Here is a 24,281-nt window from a genome sequence, read left to right on the forward strand (position 1 = left end):
AATGTAGAGCTTTATTATACGCTCTCCTAAATTTTACTTAACTGGTGGTATACTTTTCAATTATTTTAGTGGACTACTTTTCAATTATATTATACATTTTTTATATAATACTTTCTGTTTTTAATCCAATGGATAGCGATGAGAACAGGCTCGCCGGAGTCCGAGAATGTAAGATTATGTCCCAATGTTGAGAATAGGCAGTACTCGTAAGGTTTGCCTTCAACCTTAAGCGTATTTAGACGTTCTATTGATAATCTTACCGGGATTTGTATATCCTTCTCGCCAAAAAGCCAAAGCCCCGGAGTTGAAAGTTTGTTTAGTGTTTCGTAAGAGTCTGTGTCGATAAACTTGTAAGATTCTATTTTATACTGCTCATCAAAGCGACTATTGTGATGCAAACTTTCACGAGCCTCAGCTTCGGTATGGGAATTCCAAAAATCAGGGTCACCATTTGTGAAAAACTGAAATCGTAGTTGCTCAAGTGTTGAAATTATAGGACCACTAAACAGCACCATGAAATTGACAGATGAATTATTGCTTGCAGCAATAGGAATGATCCATCCTGCCTGACTAAAGCCAACTAAACCAATTGGTATGTTCTTGTTTCGCTCATGAAGTGTATTTATGGCAGCATTTGCATCTTTAGCTAATAGTGTAAGATTGCAGGAGTCAACATTATTCGTGCCCACCTCCGGACCCATATAAGTTCCACCCGATTCACCTACTCCTCGCTTATCGTAGGTTAATACTGAAATTCCATTTTGTACTAAAAGGGATGCAAATTCATTCATTCTATGCTCCTGCCCCGAACCATGTACTAAAACTACCGCAGCATCCGAATGTTGAGGTGTGTAGATCGTGCCGGCAAGAGTTATTCCCTCGCTCTCAAATCTGATATTCTCAGTGGTAACTTCCTGCGATTGAGCTTTTATATGATTTAATGAGGTTAAAAGTAATAGCAGAATGAAGGCTCTTCGATTAAGAAACGGAGGATTCCTTAATCCTTCAATGTTTTTAAAGTAATTTATTATAGTATTTTTATTAATCATATCTTCTGTGTGTTTTTAGTTATCTTTTTATTCTTTATAATTATAGGACACAGCATATATAAAAAAGGTTACACTTCTATTATTAAAAAATCTAGCTGGAATGTGATGTGGGAACATATATTAAGTGTAATATAAAACATTTACTGTCGCATGTCATCCGGAGTGTAACGAAGGCTCTCTATCCACAAGAGATGCTTCACGATCTGTTTACTCCCTCGATTCTTCGAACTCAGCATGACAAGAAACACGACTGCAATCTCTTTTTATAACTTATATCCCTAAAGCAATCTTTCCTTTGTGATTTTTATATATAAAAATTGTCTAATATATGAGCAGTCACCTTTAAGAGTAATTTCTTCAGAGGGAAAAAGTGACAATAAATAATATGCTGATACCTGTTACTTTTGTTACTTTTTATGTTGGGTGAATTGCTTTGGTTGCTGAATATGAGGTCGTAGCACGAACTTGAAGAAAAGAAAATAAAAAGCTGTAAAACTGCTTTTTAATGATAAAAATAATATATTTTTGAAGAAAGAATATTAACTCAAAAAATATCAGGTATGGGACTTTTTGATAAGCTAAGAAATGAATTAATAGATATTATCGAATTTTTAGATAATACGCAAGATACTATTGTTTACCGTTTTGAAAGGTACAACAACGAAATAAAAAACAATGCGAAACTGATTGTTCGCGAAGGGCAGATAGCCGTATTTGTAAATGAGGGCGAAATCGCTGATACTTTTACTCCCGGCACTTATACGCTTAATACTCAAAACCTGCCGATACTCACCACGCTCAAAGGATGGAAGTATGGATTTAATAGTCCGTTCAAGGCAGAAGTCTATTTTGTGAGTACAAAGAACTTTATAGACCAGAAATGGGGAACTAAGAATGCCATAATTTTAAATGATAACCGTTTTGGAATGGTCGAAATAAGAGCATTTGGGATGTACTCATTCAAGATAACCGATGCCCCTGTGTTTATTAGGGAGATCGTTGGAACGAATCAGACCTTTACTACCGACAATATAAAAGAACAGCTAAAGAGTATTATTGTTACCCGCTTTTCGGATGCCGCAGCAGAGTCAAACTTGCCGATAGAATCGTATGCCGCTAACCTGAATGAACTTTCGGAAGTTATATTCGGCTATATGAAGGATGACTTTGGTGCATACGGTATGGATGTAACCAAATTCCTGATAGAGAATATTTCTATGCCTGATGAGGTGAAGAAAGAGATATTCGAACTTAGCCGTCTTGATAAAATAGATTTGGATAAACTTACCAAAATGAAAGCTGCAAAGGCTATGGAAGCGGCTGCCGAAAACCCTTCGGGTACGGCCGGTATGGGAGTCGGGCTTGGTGCGGGTATGGCAATGGCCAATCAGATGGTGCAATCGATGGCTAACCAGACACATCCAGCAAATCAAAATCCTTCGGGACAAGCTGTGCCACCACCACTTCCGGGTGCTGCTTTTTACTATGTGGCAGTGAACGGGCAGCAGGCTGGCCCTTTTGATAAGGCCGCATTAGTAGAACTTTCAAAGAGCAATACTCTGACCCGTGATACTTTGGTTTGGAAAAGCGGATTGGCAGATTGGGCTCCGGCAGGAAATCAGCCGGACTTGCAAGACCTTTGGACAATGACACCTCCTCCTCTGCCAAAACAAGATTAGAATATGGCGGATAACGTTCAAATTACATTGAATGGCAGCGATACATATCAATGTCCGCAATGTGGCGCTGCTCTTAAATACAAACCGGGAACAGATTTTCTTCACTGCGATTACTGTGGGATGGATACTCCCATCAATAGTAAAAAGGTTGATGACGTACAGGAGCTTGATTTTGATACGTATGCAGAACAAGCGGAGGTATTAAATACTAAAGCCACGAAAGTAATCAGTTGCCGTACTTGCGGTGCAGAATCTACTTTCGACGAAAGCATGAAGTCTGTAGAGTGTCCTTATTGTGCAACACCGCTGATTGTATCGGATGCCCACGAGGAACGCCTTGTTCAGCCATCGTACTTGTTGCCGTTCAAGATTTCTGATAATGAGATCGGGAGCTATATGTCTGTTTGGATATCCAGACGATGGTTTGCTCCCAATAAATTAAAGTCGAGGGCTTTGTACGATCGCAGACAACAGGGTGTTTATATCCCTTGTTGGACTTACGATGCTCAGACCGAGACGGATTATACCGGCGAACGAGGAGATGATTATACCACCACGGTAGGAGTCGGTAAAAATCGTCGTACCGAGACACGCACACGTTGGAGTGATGTTAGCGGGCATATTTCTTTGTTCTTCGACGATGTTATGATTCCTGCATCCAAAATCATCACAACACAAGTGATGACCGAGATCAGCAATTGGGATATGATGAACATGGTAGAGGCAGATAATCGCTTTCTTAGTGGCTTTATTACAGAGAAGTATAATATAAATATGCAAACCGGATATGTGGCAGCCAAAAGTAAGATGGAGTCGGATATTGACTATGCTATCTATCAGGATATCGGAGGTGATAGGCAACGTGTACATTCTAAAAAGATGTCCTTTAGCGATGTGAAGTTCAAGTTGATATTGTTGCCTGTGTATATGTCGTCTTATACATATAATAACAAGCTATATCATTTCTTTGTGAATGCACGTACGGGACGTGTAACAGGCGACAGACCATATAGTGTTGCTAAAATAGCTTTGGCTATTACGGCGGGTCTTATATTACTGGCTCTGTTTATTTGGTTCGTGAATAATTATGGATGATAAACGTATAGATTGTTGATCTATATGGTTATAGCCTGAATCTTATATCTAGTTGTTGATAAAGTACCTGACCACTTCTCTAAAGAAAAAGAAAGACAGGATAATTGCAACAACTAGTTTCATTATGATTCCCGCTAAGAAGCCAATGAAAGCACCAAAGCCCGCCTTCAGCGCGACACTGAACTCTTTATTGTCCAATATCTCTCCTATTACAGCACAGACAAAAGGGAGGATAATAAAACCCCAGGGAGGAAAGATGAAAAGACCTAGTACCATCCCTATAGCACTTCCCCATACACCGTACGAGCCTCCGCCCAGTTTCTTCGTGCCCCAAATAGGAATGTAATAATCTAATAGTTGGACGATTATGATAATTATACCCCAAGCAACAAGAAATTCTGTGGAGAAATCTATTTTGGATGTAAATTGTAACAGAACAATTGCGATGTAATTTAGCGGAACTCCCGGTAAAGCGGGTAAAATACACCCGATAATTCCGATGATGACAAGGACTGTTCCGATTGTAATAAGAATAAAGTCAAGAGCCATATTGTTTTGTTATGAGATTTGGTAATTTTGTTTAAATGGTTGATTCTAAAAGCATATCATTCAGAGTATTGATGTATTTATTCATTATTAATATGAACGAAAAGAGACCATGTTTATGATCTCTCTCTTTTTAATATTCTATCCGACTCCTTTTTTTTACTGTACCAAGACTTTGATTGAGCCTTGTGGGCTTTGTACTAATAATTTAGGATTGTACAATCTTCAATGGTTTTCCTCATTTTCTTACCGTCACATTCTCCTGTTATATTTTAGTATTTAAACATAGAACAGGCAAAAAAGTTTTTAAAAGGTCATTTTTTATTCAGAAATACGATGATGTATCAGAAGAGAGAACATCGTTTATGGTCGTTTTGATAAAGTTTATGCTTTTATCTTTTTACGTTAAGGTAGCAAATGAAAAGTAATGAAAAAAGCCTCGCATCATTTTATGCAAGGCTTCCACTTTTCAGACTATTGGAGAGTTTTATTTTTTTGACCAATTGCTAGATTTATTGTCCCATTTATATAGGGTTGGAGCTGTTGGCTGATTGTTTTTATCGTAGCTATATTCATATTTTTGAACACCGATCCATCCTTTTGCTCCATCCCATTCGTAGGTAGCTTTTTCTTGCATACGTCCGGTAGCATCATAGTTATAAACCGTCTTGGTTAAAGGGGCGTTGGTGTTTTTGTCACATAACAAGAATTCCTTTACGCAACCTGTTTCAGTTGTTTCTATATTGCTGAACATCACTGTTTCCGGATCATTAGCATATATGCTCAATGATAAAAATAGAACTGCGAATAATAATAATTTTTTTAGGTTCATGGCTTTATTTATTTAGTTATACAAAGATACTTTTGTTTCTTTATATATAAGACGTATTTTGTGACAAAAAGCTACAAATATATAGTTAAACATAGTTAATATAGTGTTTGTATGTTCTATTTTTTTATTTTAGGTTGCTTCATCTTTCAAAATGAAAGTTGCATTGCTTCTTGATTATATCTATGCGAATAGAATGACTTTTAAGGTAGAAAAGAGTAATAAAAAGTCATCAAAAAATATCAAAAATTTAAAATAAGTAAAAATATAAGAGGAGGTTCGTAAAAATCCTCCTTGATGAGAATTAATCTCTTTCATATATCAAAAAAAATGACGAAATTTGCGTGCCTTAAAAATGAGAATATTAAACTATATATAATCAATAAAAACAAATGAAAAAAAGTGCGTTACAAATTGCAAGAGCTGCTTATAACCCTAAAATGCCAAAAGCATTGTATGGCTCTGTAAAAGTTGAGGAAGGAGCAGCTACTCAATCCGTAGCAGATCAGGAAGAGGTGAAAAAGTTATTCCCTAATACATATGGGATGCCGACTATCAAGTTTGTAGAAACTTCAGAAAAGGTAAGCTTACCTGCTATCAATGTAGGAGTTATACTTTCTGGAGGACAAGCTCCTGGTGGTCATAATGTTATCGCCGGTCTTTTTGATGGTATAAAAAATATGAATGTCAGCAGTCGTCTTTTCGGATTCCTAATGGGCCCGGGCGGTTTGGTTGATCACGATTATAAAGAACTTACAGCCGACATTATCGATGAATATCGTAATACAGGAGGTTTTGATATTATCGGTTCTGGTCGTACAAAGCTCGAAAGCAAAGAGCAATTTGACAAAGGTCTTGAAATATTGAAAAAACTAGATATAAAAGCTCTTGTTATTATCGGTGGTGACGATTCGAACACAAATGCTTGTGTGCTTGCTGAATACTATAAAGAAATCAATGCAGGTGTTCAGGTAATCGGTTGTCCGAAAACAATTGACGGTGACTTGAAAAACGAAATGATAGAAACATCATTCGGTTTCGACACAGCTTGTAAAGTATATGCTGAAGTTATCGGTAATATACAACGCGACTGTAACTCTGCTCGTAAATACTGGCACTTTATCAAACTAATGGGACGTTCTGCTTCTCATATCGCATTGGAATGTGCTCTTCAGGTACAACCAAACGTATGTATTATCTCAGAAGAGGTAGAAGCTCAAAAATTGTCTTTGGATGATATCGTTACAGATATAGCAAATGTTGTAGCTAAACGTGCAGAAGATGGTAATAACTTCGGAACTGTATTGATCCCTGAAGGTCTTATCGAATTTATTCCTGCCATGAAAGGTCTTATTTCAGAATTGAATGATTTCTTGGCACATCATCAACGTGAATTCAATGCTGTTCCTAAAGATGATCAGCTTGCATATATCCAAAAGAACCTGTCTGCCGAAAATGCGAAAATATTCGCAAGCTTGCCTTCCGGTGTAGCTCGTCAGTTGACTTTAGATCGTGACCCTCACGGAAACGTACAAGTTTCTTTGATCGAAACAGAGAAGCTATTATCTGAAATGGTAGGTAATAAACTGGCTGAAATGAAAGTTGCCGGTAAATACAAAGGTAAGTTTGCTGCTCAGGAACACTTCTTCGGTTACGAAGGACGTTGTGCAACTCCTTCAAACTACGATTCAGATTATTGTTATTCGTTAGGATACACTGCTGCTGCTCTTATCGCTGCAGGTAAGACCGGTTATATGTCTTCTGTGCGCAACACAACAGCGCCTGCTAGCGAATGGATTGCCGGAGGTGTGCCTGTAACAATGATGATGAATATGGAACGTCGTCATGGCGAAATGAAACCTGTAATCCAGAAAGCTTTAGTGAAACTTGATGGAGCACCATTCCAATATTTTGCTGCACATCGTGAAGAGTGGGCTGTTGGAACAGAGTTTGTATATCCGGGACCAATTCAGTTCTTCGGACCATCAGAAGTTTGCGACCAACCTACAGTTACATTAAGACTGGAACAAGGAAGATAAAATATTCAAAATATTTTAGCAAGAGGCTGTAATTTTGTTACAGCCTCTTTTTTATTGGCTATGAAATGATTAGAGATGTTGTTGTGTCAATAATCTTGTGAGACCCGTCTTCTTTTATAAGAAATTCAACAAAAACATATCGAAAAGCTTTGTTTATTAATAAAAAACTTCTACTTTTGCACTGCTTTTGAAGCAAATGGTATTGTCTCATGGTGTAATGGTAACACAACTGATTTTGGTTCAGTCGTTCAAGGTTCGAATCCTTGTGAGACAACTACAAAAATAAGAAAAGAGCTGTATATGAAGATATGCAGCTCTTTTCTTATTTTACCCTTACTGTTTCTTTTGCGTTGTCACTACTATTTTGAGTTCAGCATAAAGTATTTCAGACTTTTCTTGATATCATCTATTTGAGAATCTCCAAAACTTTCATACTCGGTAGAAATAAGCCCGTTGAAGTTTTGTCTTTTCAGTTCATTGATTACTTCTTTTACTTGCAATACTCCTGTTCCCCATGTTGTATCCTCCATTGCTTCGTTTAGGTCTTTCATGTGTACAACCTTTACTCGTCCATCAAACTTCTTAAGAGCCTCTATAGGGTCGTTTCCTGTTCTTTTCCAATGTCCGATATCAGCACATACGCCCATTATCTTATTTCGTCCTTCGAGGGCTTTTACAAGTACATCCGGATTTGCATAGATAGAAGGTTCAGGATGGTTATGTATGGCTACTTCGATATCGTATTTGAGTGCAAGTTGTTCAACAAAGTCAAGTTGTTCTAATTTTGGTTCACATGTTACGGTATGCACTCCCATGTCTTTCGAGAAACTGAAGAACCGTTCCCATTCTTCATTCGTATCATACGATGCTACACCGAAGGCATATAAGGTAATATCTCGGTCTTTAAATTCCTTTTTCAGTTGAGCTTTTGTTTCCTCTGACAAATCAAAGTTCAGATAGGCCGTATCAGGAAAATTATTTCCCAAAGGCTGAGAGAAGAATGCTTCGGCATAGTGAATACCCAGATCTTTTGTTTTATCGAGCGTTTCCATCAACGTAAATTTGTGAAATGTATATGTCTGAATACCCATTTTCCATTCGGGTTGTTTTGTCCCTTCTTTACATCCGATAAAACATAAAGAGATGAGTAATAATAAAAGCTTTAAATTTTTCATATTGTTTGGTATTAAAAATAAGTAGTTACAATCTGGGCGTTTCTCGATTCGTACGTATAATATTCTTGTACGAAAGAATATAAAAGTATACCAAAGATATGAATATTATCGAATTAAATCATCCTTGGTATACTCTTGATATCTAAGTTTAAGGCATCGCAGGCAAAGCCCATCCATCCCTATATGTATGCTTTATGTATTCAGCAGCAGTGTCTTGTGCATTTAATGTTATATATTCTCTTTCAAAGTGTGGATGCCCGTCTTCTACACGGAAGCTATCTTTTGAGACAATTCTTAGTTCTTCGTTTGCACCTATATTTGTAAACTTCATTTTCTCTCCATCCCATTTCAAAATTTTATTCAGGCTTTGTAAACGTATGGCAAGAACACCAAGTAAGACCATTTCGTTGAATGGCCCGGCGTATCCGAAGTTGCTCGATGTTTCAACCCTGTTGTCTGCAGATTCTTTACAAGCCCTGATCCAATCCTGCTCATGATATCCGTCAGAATATCCTGTAGCACCCGGAACACGTCGAAGGGTTTGAGGAACATTTGGTGTACGTCCCGATAGCAAGCGAGGATTAAATCCACCGCAATCAGTTAGCAGCGTATCTTTCGAGCCAACAAATAAACAGCCACCAAGCCCATCTCTCATAAGATCGGTTCCATCGGGGAGTAAATCGGGACGATGAGGGAAAAGCCCGCCATCATACCAATACACCTTTACCTCGGGCATTGCTACTTTAGGCATATTGTCTCGTGATGGGAATGTAAATTCTACCTGTTCGCTCTGAGGTGGAGACTCGGTATTGATAAGGGAAGAGCGACCCTGTATCTTAGTCGGATAACCCAGCTTTAGTGCTTGGTAGATAGGGTCGAGCACATGGCAAGCCATATCGCCAAAAGCTCCCGTGCCGAAATCCCACCAGCCACGCCAATTCCAAGGAGTATACACGGGATTGTAAGGGCGGAAAGGAGCAGGCCCTATAAAGTTATCCCAATCCAATGTCGAAGGTACTTTTACTACTTCTTTAGGACGCTGTAACCCTTGAGGCCATATCGGGCGGTCTGTCCAGGCATGCACTTCGCGAACTTCCCCTATTTCTCCGTTCCATATCCATTCGCATACCTGACGTACTCCATCGCCCGAATTTCCCTGATTCCCCATTTGAGTCGCTACCTTATGTTTGGCAGCCAAACGTGTTAGCAGCCGGCTTTCGTATATTGAGTGTGTTAATGGCTTTTGACAGTAAACATGTTTGTTCATCGTTAATGCCGTTGCTGCTATGATGGCATGTGTATGGTCGGGGGTAGATATCATTACACCATCAATCTCTTTACCTATTTCATCAAACATTTTGCGCCAATCTTTGTAACGCTTGGCTTTCGGGAAGTCATTGAAGCAGTTTTTAGAATAAGCCCAGTCTACATCGCAAAGACCTATTATATTTTCAGTATTCATTCCTACAAGGTTAGGATGTCCTTTTCCACCTACGCCTATACCCACTATATTAAGTTTGTCACTAGGGGCTTTATGTCCCAATCCGCTGATAACATTTGATGGAAAAATGTATAAACCTGCAGCAGCTATCGCTGATTTTTTAATAAAATTTCTACGAGAAGTCATATAATAGTTGTTTAAAGTTCTTTGATCATAAGATTTTGATACCCTACTTTCGTTCTGTGATTTATTTTGTTTATAATTAATCGACAGGAAAATGAAAATTCATGGATAATTAAGGTTGCAAAAAGTCGCTACTTATTTTGTCTAAAAGTATATTTTTCATGATATTAAAACAAAAATAGTGAATGCGGAGAATAAAAAAGATAGACTATTTTTGCTAAAAGGATGGATTATTATTGCTATTTTTATTTGATATCTAAAAACAGGGTGAAATGATGCAAATAAAACATGGATTTCAGGGACAATGGAGCATAATACTACCATACTTTATTGTCGATAGAATGGGTAAGAATCCGATGATGAATGATTTGTATTTTCATTCGTTAGGGTATTTTCCGAATGCAAAATATCATTATATAAACAGACCCGAGGGATGTCCCGAAAATATTCTTATATATTGTACCAAAGGTGGCGGATGGATCGAACTAGATGGAAAGATGCAGGCTGTAGGCGAGAATCAGTTTGTTATATTGCCCGCAAATAAAGCACATCGTTATGGTGCGAATGAGTTGAATTCATGGTCAATTTACTGGATACATTTCAAAGGTTATAAATCTGAGTTGTTCTCAAAAGTATATGGGCAGGTGATTTCTTTGGATTCGGAAAATACGCTGCGTATTGATGAACGTTTCAAATTGTTTGAGGATATTTATAATGTTTTACTCGATTCTTATGATGATAGTGCACTACAATATGCGAATTCTGGATTGGCTTATTTTCTAGCCTCTATTTTATACGTGAAAAGATCCGGAGACCCTAAAACAGAAAATAAATACGGGACTTCTCTGATACATCTGGCAACGCACTATATGAATCAAAATATAGGAAATAAACTAAAGTTGTCTGATATTGCAAGGCACTTTGGATATTCTGTTTCTTATTTTTATCGTTTGTTTTACAGGAATATGGGAATTGCTCCGATGGAGTATTTCAATCAACTTAAGGTGCAACGATCTTGTTACTACTTGATCAATAGCACAATGAAAGTGAATCAGATATCCATCATGGTTGGTTTTGATGATCCTTATTACTATTCTCGCCTTTTTAAAAAGATGATGGGTGTATCACCTGTAAGGTATCGGGCTGTAAACAAGCAAGCTACTCCGCTTATTTAAGGATAAAAGTGCTTAATACTGCTCTATGATCTGAAGGATAATTTTTAAACCGGATATCACTCAGAGGGCTTTCTTCTCCTACAATCTGAGAATTTTTCAACTTCATTTTTTTACCCGAGAAAAGGACAAAATCGATACGGTCGAGGACTTCTTTATATGCAGAGGTTTCGGGTAATGTTGTCCACGTGTGCCCCGGCTTTTTTACTTCATCGGGATAGAATGTTCGATACGAATCTTTCATGCCACCCTTTTCTGAAAATGCCTTTGTAGAAGGCCACTCAACTGCAGTTTTGCATAGTCCTGCATCAGCAGCTTTTTTCGTCCAATCGAGATAAGAGGGCTCGTTGAAATCGCCTGTGAGAAATATCGGATAACCCTCTTTCCGAACTTCTATTATATCGGCAATATTTGAGTCTACGGTGTTCCCTCTCGATTTGATAGCGGAGGCTATAGCTTCTTCCGCAGAGTGGAGTATTGGGCCGCCACAATACTCTATGCCATTCAGTTGGTAAGGCTCGTAAGGGCAATACATCAGATGAACATTGAACATCCAAACAAAATGGTCTTTATTGATCTTTATCTTTACTCCGTGATTGTTTGCCGAGGTATCTACAATCGGATATTTTGTCACGATGGTTCGTCCTTCGTAAACGTATGAATGCCACCCCAGACTATCGGCAAGATGAACGGCTGTATTTTTCCCTTTGTGTGTTGATTCCTGAATGCCAATTATATCGGCTTGGCTTTCTACAAAGACTTTACCTGTTGCTCCAATGGAAGAGCCTCCTCCGTGCCAGATATTAAAGCTCATGACCTTCAGTTCTATAGGTGCAACGGATTGTGCCTTACTGTGTGGGAATACAATGAAAATAAAGAGTATAATTAATAGTGTTTTGTCGATAAATTTCATTTGGAATTGGGCTTAGGTTAATAAATTGTTGAATGATTTTAAGTAAAATCAAATCAATGCTATCCAAAGGTATATAAAATTGCTTTCTTTCGGTATATTTTTAATGTATTTGTCATACTGAATGTTAATCAAGGATCTCGATAAAATATTTATTACTACGTTAAAAATGACAAAGAGATACAAAAAAGAAAAGTCGGGCACTCTTCATAAAATAAATTGACTTTTGCTCGTATGCTCTGTTAGTTTATTATATTTGTGCTGTTTTAGATCTAAACTATTAGAAATAACTATATAATGGAAGCAAAAGCTAGCAGTCGCCTTTTATCTCTCGATGTTTTGAGAGGTATCACCATCGCCGGAATGATACTTGTGAACAACCCCGGATCATGGGGGCATATATATGCACCGTTAAGACATGCCGAGTGGAATGGATTAACTCCCACAGACCTTATCTTTCCGTTTTTCATGTTCATTATGGGAATTTCTACCTTTATCTCGTTACGGAAATTCAACTTTGAGTTTTCTGTGCCCACCCTAAGAAAAATACTGAAACGTACATTCGTTATATTTCTTATCGGTTTAGGTCTATCATGGCTGGGTGTTTCATTCGGTACATACCATGCTTTAGCTGCCGATAATCTGGGATTTTGGGAACGGTTGGGCAGATCCGTCACCAATTTTGAACATCTGCGTATTCTGGGTGTAATGCAACGCTTAGCGCTTACGTATGGCATAACATCTCTGATCGCTATCTTTATAAAACATAAGTATATACCCTATATAATTGCAGTCTGTTTGATTGGTTATTTCTTGCTTTTACTTTTCGGAAATGGCTTTGCTACGGAAGGATACAATATCCTAGCAGTGACAGATCAAAGTATTTTGGGTCTAAATCATATGTATACAGAGTTCGGTCTCGATCCTGAAGGTATTTTAAGCACAATCCCTGCTGTGTGCCATGTATTGATTGGTTTTTATTGTGGGAAAATACTGATGGAAACAAAAGATAACCAACAAAGGATGCTTCACCTGTTTATTATAGGTGCTATACTTACCTTCTCGGGCTTTCTGTTGAGTTATGGCTGTCCTATAAATAAGAAAATCTGGTCTCCGACATTTGTTCTGACTACATGTGGATTGGGCGCGACCTTCTTATCGCTGCTTATATGGATCATCGATGTGAAGGGGTATAAGAAGTGGTCAGTCTTTTTCGAATCGTTTGGAGTGAATCCTTTGTTTATATATGTCCTAGCGGGCATTATGGCGACTCTTGCAGACGGAATACATTTCAGCAGCAATGAGGCAACGACTAATCCGAAATCTTATTTATATAACGATCTGTTACAACCAGTATTTGGCGATTATTTTGGATCCTTGCTTTTTGCACTAATTTTTGTTTTTGTCGCATGGCTGGTAGGTAATGTCTTGTATAAAAAACGTATATATATAAAGATATAATAACCTGTTTAAGTTTTAGCTAAACACTTTATTATGGTTGTCTTTTATATGTTCTTTCCTTAGTTTAGATAACATAGCCCGCTATTATGACTTCGTGAAAGGAAAAACATATCGAAAGCTACTCCAAAAGTCTGAATGAATAAAATCTAAATAGTTACTTAGTCTGTTTCCTCTAAAAAGAAAATTTCTTCTATTGGTTTCCCAAATACTTTTGCAATCTTCAGAGCTAGTACTGTTGACGGAACATATTTATTAGCCTCAATAGCATTAATTGTTTGACGACTAACAGAAATTATCTTAGCCAGCTCTTCCTGAGTCAAATTATTAATTGCCCGTTCTATTTTTATATTATTCTTCACGACTCTTCTTTTTTGAAGATTTATATAACAAAAAATTAAATCGTATTATGAAAATTATAAGAGTTGTAAACATGTTATAAATCAATACATTCAAAAAGTTCAGACCATAAACAGTAAAAACAGCAATAAACAATAACAAATAGTTAATGAAAACAGCCCAGAGGAGTGAACTTAGCCTAAGGTTTGCTATATATTCATCTTCTACTTTCTCCTTAGAAAATGCAAGTATTACTCCCCCGATGATTAATAATGAACAAGTAAGAGTAAAAGTCATATTTACTTCGCCTTTATTGAAACCAGACCTTCCCAATAGCCAACTTAAATCAACTATTAAGTAATTATCCAGATAATTATTAAAGACAAATCCAACTAAAATACCCATCAGCAGAATACATAGACCAATTATCTTACATTTGTGCGGAAATAAAAATCTTGTTTTCATAATAATATTAAATTATAGAATTACCAATGCTCAAATGTAAAAAATACTTTACTAAAAGACAAGTTTATTTTACTTTTTATTTTCCAATTTTAAATATGTGATTACCGACTGTCTTTTAATCTACATCTATTCTGTAAACATTTGTTTCACGGAGATTGAACCCTAATTTCTGGTATAGCTTGTTGGCTGCTATGCGGCTTGGGCTCGAAGTGAGATTGATACTTGCTACATTCAGCTTTTTAGCAAAGTCGATAACGTGCAATAGCATCTTTTCGCCAATAGATTGCCCTCTGGCATGTTGGTCTACAATAACGTCTTCTATCCAGGCTCTTGTTCCCGATGGTATCTTTACGATTACTAAGGTGATGGTTCCCACTATCTGAGGATTGGAGGCGATAAAAATATATTTGTTTTTATCATTAACGATATGGCTTAAGTCTTCCATTTGAGGAGCTTTTAAATGTGGAGCAAGTTGTGGCATCAGTCGGGAGAAGGCTGACACTATTTCGGGGGTTACTTCTTTTATTTGTTTTATTTCTACCATCTCTATTTAAGCATTAAATTCTAAAAAAGGAATTCTTGTCGCATTCGCTCTCATCTATTTTTTTTACCACAGAGTAAAAAGAGTAACACAGAGTTTTTTTACAATACAACATTAATTTTTACTAATTACTTGAGTTGTATTGCAAATATAGCATCTTTATTTTTTAATGCTAAAATTGTCTATTATAAAGGGTCTTTGACATATTATGATTCATACATTAGAGCGTATGATGATACATCAAAAGGTAACAGGAGAAAACATCCTGAAAAGTGTTACTTTTGTTACTTTTTTGCTGTAACTTATATGTAGTTAGGTGTTTGTGATTTTTAGAGTATGTCACTTTTATATATATGGTGAACCGAAATTTCGATATTTAATACTAGTGCAGCAGATCAACAAAGAAAATCCTTATTTTGTAGTCCGAATAAGCAATTCTGAACTTTTGTTGAAATATAGAAAGAAATAAAATGAGCTATTGTGATTATATAAAAGGGCTTGCCCACGGAGAAAAAGATCAGCATAGGACGTATCATGACAACCATTATGGTTTTCCTATTGAGGATGACAATGAGCTTTTCGAGCGTTTGGTGCTTGAAATCAATCAGGCAGGGCTAAGTTGGGAAACGATACTAAATAAGCAATCCGGCTTCAGGAATGCTTATAATAACTTTGATATCACTACCGTGGCAAGCTATGGTGATGAAGAGCGAACCCGATTGCTCAATGATGCAGGTATAATAAGAAACCGACTGAAAATAGATGCGGCTATACACAATGCGAATGTGATTCTATTGTTGCAAAAAGAGTTCGGCTCTTTCAAAGGCTGGTTAGATTTACATCACCCCAAAACAAAGGAAGAGTGGGTGAAGCTTTTCAAAAAGACATTTAAATTTACAGGAGGAGAAATTGTAAATGAATTTCTGATGAGTACGGGTTATTTACCGGGAGCTCATGATGAAGACTGTCCGATATTTTGTGAGATAGGAAAGCATAATCCCAAGTGGATGGAAAAGTAGACTGGTTATCGGGATATTACTTTTTCAATGTTATTTTTATAACATTTCTGTTTCCATACGTCGAAGCAGCATCCTTATTCTTAAGTACTTCCACTGATTCTATGTTGTTTGGGTCGAGTGAGTCCATATCTTTTTTCGAAGATTCTTTTCCATCTATTAGTATTAATAGTTGATCCGGCAAATTATTTGATTTTTCGCTTTTCTTTGTCGATGGCAGAATGGATATAGTACCCTTTTTGTTTTCCAAATTATTGTTTGTTACAACAAGAGAGTCGGATATATGAGTGTTGCGCTTTTTCTTTGTGGTTATTAATATAGCACCTCCTCTAGCGTCGTTTCCAAAGTGGTCTGTTGCTGTTCTGTCTTTTAATACAGATATGCTTTCTATCTCATCAGGGCTAAGATCTTTTATACCATCTTGCGACTTTATCCCATCTATAATATATAGAGGTTGTAGTTCTTCGGCATTCGTAAAGGTGACTTTTTCTTTCAATTCTACTTTTATACTGTCCTTAGCTCTTAATACAAGAATCTCAGGCTTGTCAGGGTTTCCCTCTTTCTTTATTGGTATAATTGTATTTTCTATCGGTTGTACGATGTAATTGGGTACAGCCGAAAGCCATATAAATACTCCGAATACAGGAACAATAGTAAGGGCAGAGATTCGCTTCCAAGGCGAGCTTTTTTCTTTACGTAGCATATTTAGCCGGTTGATCGGTTTGTGATCGTTGAATGAGTTGGTAAAAGAAAATACCTGTCCCTGAAATCGTTGGTTGATAAGTACTGCCTGATATATTGCCGGAGAAACGCCCGATTCTATAACTGCTTTATCTGCCAGAAACTCGTGATTTTCCTTTAGTAGATGTACATAGAACCAAGATAAAGGATTGAACCATTGTATAAGCAATATACACTCGCTGCACAGGAGGTCTAACCAATGTCTCTGATTGATATGCATGATTTCATGCTGTAGAATTAGCTCTTTTTCTGTTTTGGAAAGGCTCTGAGTATTTAGTAATACATAGTTTAAGACGGAAAATGGCGATTTGATATGATTGCTTTCTATTATATTAATATTGTCTTTTTTCGCATGTGTACCATTTTTTACAAGCAAGCGAAGCTTTCTGTATGCCATAACATTTCTGCCTGATACAATAAAGAAGCCTGTGAGATATACGATAAAGAGAATTGTCCATATATCCGGCGATTGTGATTTGACGGTATAGGCTGTTTCTGATATCGTTCTTTCCACTGTCGTTACTGCAGGAACGAATACATCGTAAGTATAACGGACAGCCGGTATTATGAATGACATTATAAAGCCCGATACTAAGAATATTCTATTGAACCGATAGAACGTAGTAGAGCGGAGGAAGATAATATATACAATGAGGAATATGCTTAGGCATATACCCGATTTGACAATATATAAAAGAAAAGCTTCCATCGTTATTCAGGGTTAGTATCTTTTTCTTCGAGAGTTTCACGTGTTTCTTTCAGAAGCTTATCCATCTCTTCTATACTGAGATTGGTTTCTTTAGCAAAGAATGAAACCATGGAGGAAAAAGAGCCGTTGAAATAGTTCTTAACGAAGCCAAACAATTGCTTTTTAGAATAATCTTCTTTTGTTACAACTGCTTTATAGATATTTGAGCGACCTTCACTACGATGTTCTACAAAGTTCTTGTTTTCGAGAATGCTGAGTATTGTAGCGATGGTAGTACGTGCAGGTTTGTTTTCGTCAAACTTTTTTAATATATCCTGAACAGTACCTTCTTCCATTGTCCAAAGGATCTGCATTATTTGTTCTTCGGCTTTCGTTAGTTGCATGATATAAAAAATTATATAGGCTATAAATATACGTCTATTTATTTAGACTATTGGGTATTTGTGATTAAAAAATCATAAAATAAAAAAGGAGCTACTGGTTAGTAACTCCCTTTTCAGATTATATAAAAGTCTTTTTATTCAGCTTTTCCTGCACTACCTAACACAGCTTCAATTTTGTGTTTGTATAGTTTCTTCATATTGTCGCGAGCTGGTCCAAGATATTTACGTGGGTCAAACTCAGCAGGTTTAGTTGCAAATACTTCACGAACAGCAGCAGTCAAAGCAAGACGGCTGTCAGAGTCGATATTGATTTTGCAAACAGCTGATTTTGCAGCTCTACGAAGTTGTTCTTCTGGGATACCGATTGCATCTTTAAGTGCACCACCATATTTGTTGATAGTTGCTACTTCTTCTTGAGGAACTGAAGATGCTCCGTGAAGAACGATAGGGAATCCAGGAAGTTCTTTTTCGATAGCTTCAAGGATATCGAAACGCAATGGAGGTGGAACTAAATGACCGTTCTCATCTCTTGTACATTGTTCAGGAGTAAATTTGTTTGCTCCGTGAGAAGTACCGATAGAGATAGCCAAAGAGTCGCAACCTGTTCTTGTAGCAAAGTCTACTACTTCTTCAGGTCTTGTATAAGTATGGTGTTCTGCAACAACTTCGTCTTCCACACCTGCTAATACTCCAAGTTCGCCTTCAACTGTTACACCAAACTGATGTGCATATTCTACAACTTTCTTGGTTAGAGCAATGTTTTCTTCGTATGGAAGGTGAGAACCGTCGATCATTACAGAAGAGAATCCTGAATCGATACAGTCTTTACATGTTTCGAAAGTATCACCGTGGTCTAAGTGAAGCACGATTTGTGGTTTTTCCCAACCTAGACTTTTAGCATATTCTACAGCACCCTGTAGCATATAACGTAATAAAATAGGGTTAGCATATTGACGAGCACCTTTTGATGCTTGAACAATTACCGGAGATTTTGTTTCAGCAGCAGCTTGAACGATAGCCTGCAATTGTTCCATGTTGTTTACATTGAAAGCAGGGATAGCATATCCTCCTTTTACAGCTTTTGCAAACATCTCTTTAGTGTTTACTAATCCTAGGTCTTTATAACTTACCATTGTTGTTAAATTTATTATTATATAATGTATATTTATTGAAATTCATGCCTTTTTGCTATCCAAGGTGTACAAATCTCGTTAATTCGTGTTGTCACCTATAGATTACTATGCAAAAGTAACAAAAAATAGTGATAAAAGATTTCAAAATAGTATAAAATAACCTTTTAGGTTTATTTCCATAAAGGAGTCGGATATTCTCCTTTTTCTACTAACTTTTGAAGCTTTTCTACTACTCCATCTCTATCTTCAGCATATGTCACACCAAACCACTTGGATGGAGTATCCAATACCTTAACGTCTGCTGTTTTGTTCAAAATCAAATGATCTACTAACAGCGGGATAAAGTACTCGGCTTTGTGGTTTCCTTCATTTGCTTCTAAGAACTTAACAAAGTACTTGTCTGAATGTTCGAAATAGTCGGGAGTGAAGCCCCACATATTCATCGAAACGGGAGCATTTTCAGGTAATTCGAACCAATAGTTTTCTGCATCTTTGTACTGAATAACACCGTCTTTGCGCTCGATGTGGGTACGTTCTACGATGCTTGATAGAAAATGATTGTTATCTGTTTCGCAAACACCTCTAGCTACAGCCCCACTTTCCGATAGAGTATTGCTTAAACGGTATCCGACCATGCAATAATGGTTTTCAGTTCCGGTCATTGCTATTAATTGTTTTGCTAGTATTTCATAGCTTTCGCGTCCATAGAAGTCATCAGCGTTGATTACAGCAAAAGGTTCGTGTATAACCTCCTTAGCCATCATCACAGCATGATTTGTACCCCAAGGCTTTTCTCTGTCGGGATGTAGTGTAAAACCCTCAGGAAGGTTGTCCAATTCCTGATATACTACTTCTACCGGTATATGCTTTTCGTATTTGGATATAATCTTTTCACGAAATTCTTTATCAAATGATTTTCTGATAACAAAAACTATCTTTCCAAATCCAGCTCTAAGAGCATCGTAGATCGAATAGTCCATAATGGTTTCGCCATTGGGACCAAGACCGTCAAGTTGTTTCAATCCGCCATAACGGCTTCCCATGCCGGCAGCAAGTACGTACAAGGTTGGTTTCATAAGTATATTGTTTTTCGATTAGTAATTTTCAGGCGCAAAGATAGTTTATTTATAGATTAATAAGAATAGTGATACGATATATTCTATTCAGATTTGTTGTGTAATCTTATATGTGTCTTTGCTTTATTCTCTCGGAAAAGATTTGTAGAAGATCATCTGATTATTGATTGAATGCAGAAACGGAATGGAATTCTTAATGATAACTTAATGATTTTTTATAAGTTTGCGTACTTCGCCTCCGACCTAAAAAAGGTTAATATTTGTTTAGAGTCTGTTTAAACTTTGTTCTACAATAATTTTATAGTCGGTATTTCAAGACAAAAGTTCGTTCTATTACCCAACGTTATTTGATTGGTCTGAAAACACCTTATGAATATTGTTTTAAGTATCCTACAAACAGATTGTTTTATAACAATTCATTGAAATTTAAACAGACTCTTAGTTCCTAATTTATATTTCCTATTTCATCTGCTTATTGTGCTGAATGAAGTCCTAACTTATTTCCTTCTGTATCCATAAACAGTGCAAAAAATCCCATTTCAGGACTGATTTGGGTTTTCTCTACAATGATTTGCCCTCCAATTTTGCTTACCTTTTCGAGCATTGGTTGTAAGTCATATCCTGCATTCAAGTAAAGAACCGCTCCATCACTTGTCGGTTTGTAATCGTTGCCTTTAACTAAAACTACATTTACGGTTTCTCCGTCACTCGGCAAAACCCCCATTTGTGTTCCGTCCATATCGACTTCTTCGATCGTAATGCCTAAGATCGTTTGATAAAAATGAACTGCTCTTGAGAAGTCTGTTGTTGGAATTTCTACTATTGAAATTAAATTACGCATAATTTTTTATCTTTTGTTATTTTAACAAATTACATTGATTAGAAATTGTAAAGATAAAATACTGTTAATCTTCAAAATTGTAAAAATGCGACAGCATTAACCTTTTTTGTAGAAAAGGGATGACAGCACATTTTGTCTGTCTTCTAAAAACTCCTTAGGATTGGTTCCTGTAAATTCTTTAAAATCTTTGATAAAGTGCGCCTGGTCGTAATATTCGTTTTCGTAAGCGATTTGAGTGAGTGTTTCGGTTTTATGGTTGAGTAACATTTTCAGAGCCGTTTGCAGCCGGATTACTTTTCCTAATTGTTTGGGGCTGATTCCGATTTGCTTCATAAAATTTCTTTCCAATTGTCTGCGCTTGGATAAATTTTCTTTGAGGATTGTACTAATCGATGAATTTCCATTTGTTAAGAAAAGTGTATCAATAGTTGATTTTACAATATTGTCGATTGTCGCTTTCTCGTTGATTTTGTTCAATAAAAAAGTTTCGACAATCTTAATTCTTTGTTGCGTGTCAGTTGCGTGAATGATGTTTTGTTCCAACTCGTTTGCTTTTGTTACTTCAAAAAGCTCAGTGATCGGGGTTTCCTTATTTGCAAGATCTTTGATAGACGTTTTTACAAAATTTGCAAAACCGTAAGGATAGAAACGAACCGCAAAAGTATTTACATAGCCTGTTGGTTGAATGTAAAAAGGGTCTATGATCTGACCAAGAACCATTGCACGAGGTTGGAGTATAAATTCACATTCGGAAGTAAAACGTCTAATATCGTCTCCGAGAATAAAAGCCATTTCCAAACAGCCATCGGGTACAATTCGTTGTTTCTCTGCGTTGTTTTCGGCAGGAACTTCCAACGTCCAGTAACATTTAACTAATGATTTAAGGACATTGCTTGGTTCAAATGTTTCGTAGTGCATTTTTGCTAAGAGTCTGTTTAAATTTCAATGAATTGTTGTAAAAACAAGTTTTTCATCTGTTTTTTTTGTTTGTATGTCAAAGTATATCAATAGTTTAAATTGGTTATAAATAAAGTTTATCCAACCGATATAACCGATAACCAATGGCAATATATTGAAAAAAGTTTATTATGGAAAGAGCGTAAACGAAAACATGATCTAAATAGATATTTAATGATGTTTTATACTTGGTAAAAACAAACTGTCAATGGCGAATATTCCCTAAAGACTATTCTAAATGAGAACCGGTGTATTATTATTTTCTCAAATGGTCATTCTATGAGGCGTTTGGTCTATTACTGGGTGAATTGTGAGAATCTGTCAGATTTAGGCGTAAGCAAAACAGGGAAGCCAGTTTAGGTATACTGGATAGTCAAGGTGTCAAGTGAGGGAATAATAAGGCTGTCAATAATTATATTTGTTTTAAATATGAAGTTTTATAACATTTAAGAGAAAATAGTTTTAGAAGAAGTCAAATTATTTCATATATTTATGTGTTTTGAAGTATGAAGATTGAATTTAATACAAATAAGGTAATAAAATGATAGAAATGGATTCAAAGGAGATACAAACTGAAGCAGGTTCGATAACCAAAACTATTGCTCTATGGATACAAGACTTTTTGATAGGATTGGGCGTTCCCGAACAAGGGATAATATATACCAAACTGATTGTGTTATTTGCATTAGTTGTGATAATAGTATTGTGCTTGCAATACTTATTAAGGAGGATATTGCTTTTTGTTTTTCATAGAGCGGTTAATATAACAAAACTATCTTTTATTAATTATACAATAGAAAACAGGTTGCCGCATTATCTTGCACTGATAGGCCCTTATTCTTTTGTAAGAGGAACGATTCCCGTGATATTCTATGATTTCCATACAATGATTACTCCGATGCTTAAAGCTACGGATGTATATATGGTATTCATGGTTATCTGGATTATAATGTCAATTGTTCGGTCATTTGGTGGTGTTTTGCAAGAAAAGCCTGCTTTCCAGAACAAACCTATGAAAAGTTATTTCCAGGTTGTTCAAATCGTATTGTTTATTTTTGGAGCCGTTGTTATATACTCTATCCTCACAGGCAAGTCGGCTACCACATTTTTTGCTGCGATGGGAGCGGCTTCTGCTATTCTGATGTTATTATTCCAAGATTCAATAAAGGGATTTGCCGGGAGTATTCAAGTTACAACGAATAATATGGTTCAAATCGGTGATTGGATTACGATGAACAAATATGGTGCAGATGGCAATGTAGAAGAGATAAATCTTACAACCGTTAAAATCAGAAATTTTGATAAAACAATAACAACCGTACCTACTTATGCCTTGATTTCCGACTCATTCCAAAACTGGAGAGGAATGCAGGATTCGGGAGGAAGACGTTTTCGTAGAGCACTGAACATAAAACATAATACAATACGATTTCTAACTGATGACGAGCTGGAGAAGTATAAAGAGATTGATGGGTTAAAAGAGTATATCACAGCTAAACAAAAGGAGTTTTCGAAGATGCCTAAGCGAGAGGGCTTATTATCAAATATGTATCGGATAACAAATAGTGACTTGTTTCTTCAGTATGGGATATATTATTTACGCAACCATCCGAGGATTGATAAGAACCTCACTTTGCTGGTAAGACAATTGCCTCCCGGACCTCAAGGGTTACCAATAGAACTATATACCTTTACTAATACTACCGTATGGGCCGAATATGAACTTATATTATCTGAAATAGTAAATCACTTTATTGGCATTGTCAAATATTTTGATCTCACAATATTTGAAGAATCTTCCGGAAGTGATATTTTTGATGTATATATCAAGGAAAATGTAAAATAGTAAATTTTGGATTCTCTTACTGGGAGCGCCTTTTCGTAAATTATAATAGCGAAAAGGCATTTTTTTTGTAAATGAATGTTATTTATTTTTTAAAAAACGTTAATATTGTAAATTAATTTGATCGCATTGTGCGCTTATAATAAGTGTGCTTATTACTTTTGTCCCGAAATATAAAAACTATTGAATGGTGGGAAATTGTAATAAGTTAGAAGATTCCAATGATGATATAGGTTATTTAATTTGGAAAGTTTCTAAATATTGGCAGAGAGGGAAGCTCCGCCTGTTAGGTGAATTTGGTCTAACAGGGTCACAATTGGAGTTGCTTGGAGCGATCTATCATATGTCGAGAGAAAATACTGAAGCTACACAAATTATTCTGTCGCAAGAGACAGGCATTGATCCTATGACTACTTCTACTATATTAAGAAATCTTCAAAAGAAAGGCCTTATAAGTAGAAGGGAAAGCGCAACAGATACCAGAGCCCGAATTGTGGAAGTGACCAAATCAGGCTCGGAACTCTTCGAAAGAGCTATTGCTAAAGTAAGGGAAGGGCAAAGCTTATTATTTGAGAATATTGATTGTGAAGCACTGAAAACTCAATTACAGATTCTTTTACAAGAAATAGAACGATTTAATAAAGTAACAACAGGTAATTAA

The 24,281-nt window shown here is 36.5% G+C and carries 23 protein-coding genes and 1 tRNA gene; 9 read left to right on the forward strand and 15 right to left on the reverse strand.

The genetic code is table 11. The features are described 5' to 3' along the window. Positions 1–89: 89 nt before the first annotated feature. Complete coding sequence (locus BGO84_RS00005) at positions 90–1,049, reverse strand: alpha/beta hydrolase (RefSeq protein WP_291026383.1); 960 nt, start codon at positions 1,047–1,049, stop codon at positions 90–92. Positions 1,050–1,609: 560 nt separating this feature from the next. Between BGO84_RS00005 and BGO84_RS00010 the strand changes: the two genes are divergently transcribed. Both BGO84_RS00010 and BGO84_RS00015 read left to right on the forward strand, forming a co-directional pair. Beyond that, complete coding sequence (locus tag BGO84_RS00010) at positions 1,610–2,728, forward strand: SPFH domain-containing protein (protein ID WP_291026476.1); 1,119 nt, start codon at positions 1,610–1,612, stop codon at positions 2,726–2,728. A gap of 3 nt (positions 2,729–2,731) precedes the next feature. Beyond that, positions 2,732–3,823 (forward strand): hypothetical protein, encoded by a 1,092-nt coding sequence (locus BGO84_RS00015; protein ID WP_291026478.1) that lies wholly within the window; start codon positions 2,732–2,734, stop codon positions 3,821–3,823. Between the two features lie 48 nt (positions 3,824–3,871). On the opposite strand, the gene BGO84_RS00020 is transcribed toward BGO84_RS00015, so the two are convergent. Both BGO84_RS00020 and BGO84_RS00025 read right to left on the reverse strand, forming a co-directional pair. Further along, entirely contained in the window at positions 3,872–4,372 is a 501-nt protein-coding gene (locus BGO84_RS00020) for a DUF456 domain-containing protein (protein WP_291026480.1), read from the reverse strand. Between the two features lie 484 nt (positions 4,373–4,856). Next, the gene (locus BGO84_RS00025) at positions 4,857–5,201 is read right to left on the reverse strand and encodes a DUF3836 domain-containing protein (RefSeq protein WP_006843041.1); all 345 of its coding nucleotides are present in this window, start codon (positions 5,199–5,201) and stop codon (positions 4,857–4,859) included. A gap of 389 nt (positions 5,202–5,590) precedes the next feature. On the opposite strand from BGO84_RS00025, the gene BGO84_RS00030 reads away from it, so the two are divergent. Next, on the forward strand, positions 5,591–7,237 hold the full coding sequence (locus tag BGO84_RS00030) for a diphosphate--fructose-6-phosphate 1-phosphotransferase (protein WP_135105050.1): 1,647 nt from the start codon (positions 5,591–5,593) through the stop codon (positions 7,235–7,237). 203 nt (positions 7,238–7,440) lie between these two features. Continuing rightward, positions 7,441–7,511 (forward strand) — tRNA-Gln (locus tag BGO84_RS00035). Positions 7,512–7,596: 85 nt separating this feature from the next. Here BGO84_RS00035 and BGO84_RS00040 read toward each other — a convergent pair. Then, positions 7,597–8,412, reverse strand: a complete 816-nt coding sequence (locus BGO84_RS00040) for a sugar phosphate isomerase/epimerase (protein WP_291026482.1) — start codon at positions 8,410–8,412, stop codon at positions 7,597–7,599. Positions 8,413–8,560: 148 nt separating this feature from the next. Beyond that, positions 8,561–10,039: a Gfo/Idh/MocA family oxidoreductase gene (locus BGO84_RS00045; protein ID WP_291026485.1), complete on the reverse strand. Its 1,479-nt coding sequence runs from the start codon at positions 10,037–10,039 to the stop codon at positions 8,561–8,563. A 269-nt stretch (positions 10,040–10,308) separates the two neighbouring features. Between BGO84_RS00045 and BGO84_RS00050 the strand changes: the two genes are divergently transcribed. Then, positions 10,309–11,211, forward strand: a complete 903-nt coding sequence (locus BGO84_RS00050; RefSeq protein ID WP_283686082.1) for an AraC family transcriptional regulator — start codon at positions 10,309–10,311, stop codon at positions 11,209–11,211. Here the strand turns inward: BGO84_RS00050 and BGO84_RS00055 are convergent. After that, on the reverse strand, positions 11,204–12,121 hold the full coding sequence (locus BGO84_RS00055; protein ID WP_291026488.1) for an endonuclease/exonuclease/phosphatase family protein: 918 nt from the start codon (positions 12,119–12,121) through the stop codon (positions 11,204–11,206). The genes BGO84_RS00050 and BGO84_RS00055 overlap by 8 nt on opposite strands. Positions 12,122–12,415: 294 nt before the next feature. Here BGO84_RS00055 and BGO84_RS00060 point away from each other — a divergent pair, with 294 nt between their 5' ends. Further along, positions 12,416–13,579, forward strand: a complete 1,164-nt coding sequence (locus BGO84_RS00060) for a DUF5009 domain-containing protein (RefSeq protein WP_291026491.1) — start codon at positions 12,416–12,418, stop codon at positions 13,577–13,579. A 158-nt stretch (positions 13,580–13,737) separates the two neighbouring features. Here BGO84_RS00060 and BGO84_RS00065 read toward each other — a convergent pair whose 3' ends face one another. From BGO84_RS00065 to BGO84_RS00075, 3 genes are all read right to left on the reverse strand, one after another. Continuing rightward, positions 13,738–13,938, reverse strand: coding sequence for a helix-turn-helix transcriptional regulator (locus tag BGO84_RS00065; RefSeq protein WP_252636738.1), 201 nt, complete (start codon positions 13,936–13,938; stop codon positions 13,738–13,740). Continuing rightward, the gene (locus tag BGO84_RS00070; RefSeq protein ID WP_291026493.1) at positions 13,928–14,380 is read right to left on the reverse strand and encodes a hypothetical protein; all 453 of its coding nucleotides are present in this window, start codon (positions 14,378–14,380) and stop codon (positions 13,928–13,930) included. The genes BGO84_RS00065 and BGO84_RS00070 overlap by 11 nt, the downstream gene beginning before the upstream one ends. A 115-nt stretch (positions 14,381–14,495) precedes the next feature. Continuing rightward, entirely contained in the window at positions 14,496–14,924 is a 429-nt protein-coding gene (locus BGO84_RS00075; RefSeq protein WP_291026496.1) for a GNAT family N-acetyltransferase, read from the reverse strand. A 467-nt stretch (positions 14,925–15,391) separates the two neighbouring features. Between BGO84_RS00075 and BGO84_RS00080 the strand changes: the two genes are divergently transcribed. Next, the gene (locus BGO84_RS00080) at positions 15,392–15,940 is read left to right on the forward strand and encodes a DNA-3-methyladenine glycosylase I (protein ID WP_283686078.1); all 549 of its coding nucleotides are present in this window, start codon (positions 15,392–15,394) and stop codon (positions 15,938–15,940) included. Between the two features lie 16 nt (positions 15,941–15,956). On the opposite strand, the gene BGO84_RS00085 is transcribed toward BGO84_RS00080, so the two are convergent. The 6 genes from BGO84_RS00085 to BGO84_RS00110 form a co-directional block, all read right to left on the reverse strand. Next, positions 15,957–17,387: a M56 family metallopeptidase gene (locus BGO84_RS00085; RefSeq protein ID WP_291026499.1), complete on the reverse strand. Its 1,431-nt coding sequence runs from the start codon at positions 17,385–17,387 to the stop codon at positions 15,957–15,959. A gap of 2 nt (positions 17,388–17,389) precedes the next feature. Continuing rightward, entirely contained in the window at positions 17,390–17,770 is a 381-nt protein-coding gene (locus tag BGO84_RS00090; protein ID WP_135105058.1) for a BlaI/MecI/CopY family transcriptional regulator, read from the reverse strand. Positions 17,771–17,904: 134 nt separating this feature from the next. Continuing rightward, complete coding sequence (locus BGO84_RS00095) at positions 17,905–18,903, reverse strand: class II fructose-bisphosphate aldolase (protein ID WP_135105059.1); 999 nt, start codon at positions 18,901–18,903, stop codon at positions 17,905–17,907. 170 nt (positions 18,904–19,073) lie between these two features. Next, positions 19,074–19,979: a sugar phosphate nucleotidyltransferase gene (locus BGO84_RS00100; protein ID WP_291026502.1), complete on the reverse strand. Its 906-nt coding sequence runs from the start codon at positions 19,977–19,979 to the stop codon at positions 19,074–19,076. A 472-nt stretch (positions 19,980–20,451) separates the two neighbouring features. Then, positions 20,452–20,820: a VOC family protein gene (locus tag BGO84_RS00105; protein WP_291026505.1), complete on the reverse strand. Its 369-nt coding sequence runs from the start codon at positions 20,818–20,820 to the stop codon at positions 20,452–20,454. A 96-nt stretch (positions 20,821–20,916) separates the two neighbouring features. Further along, positions 20,917–21,738: a helix-turn-helix domain-containing protein gene (locus tag BGO84_RS00110; protein WP_291026508.1), complete on the reverse strand. Its 822-nt coding sequence runs from the start codon at positions 21,736–21,738 to the stop codon at positions 20,917–20,919. A 589-nt stretch (positions 21,739–22,327) separates the two neighbouring features. Between BGO84_RS00110 and BGO84_RS00115 the strand changes: the two genes are divergently transcribed. Together BGO84_RS00115 and BGO84_RS00120 are read left to right on the forward strand one after the other, a co-directional pair. Next, complete coding sequence (locus BGO84_RS00115; RefSeq protein ID WP_135105063.1) at positions 22,328–23,623, forward strand: mechanosensitive ion channel domain-containing protein; 1,296 nt, start codon at positions 22,328–22,330, stop codon at positions 23,621–23,623. A gap of 184 nt (positions 23,624–23,807) precedes the next feature. Beyond that, positions 23,808–24,281, forward strand: coding sequence for a MarR family winged helix-turn-helix transcriptional regulator (locus tag BGO84_RS00120; RefSeq protein WP_135105064.1), 474 nt, complete (start codon positions 23,808–23,810; stop codon positions 24,279–24,281).

It is taken from the genome of Dysgonomonas sp. 37-18, from assembly GCF_001899125.1.
Lineage (GTDB): Bacteria > Bacteroidota > Bacteroidia > Bacteroidales > Dysgonomonadaceae > Dysgonomonas.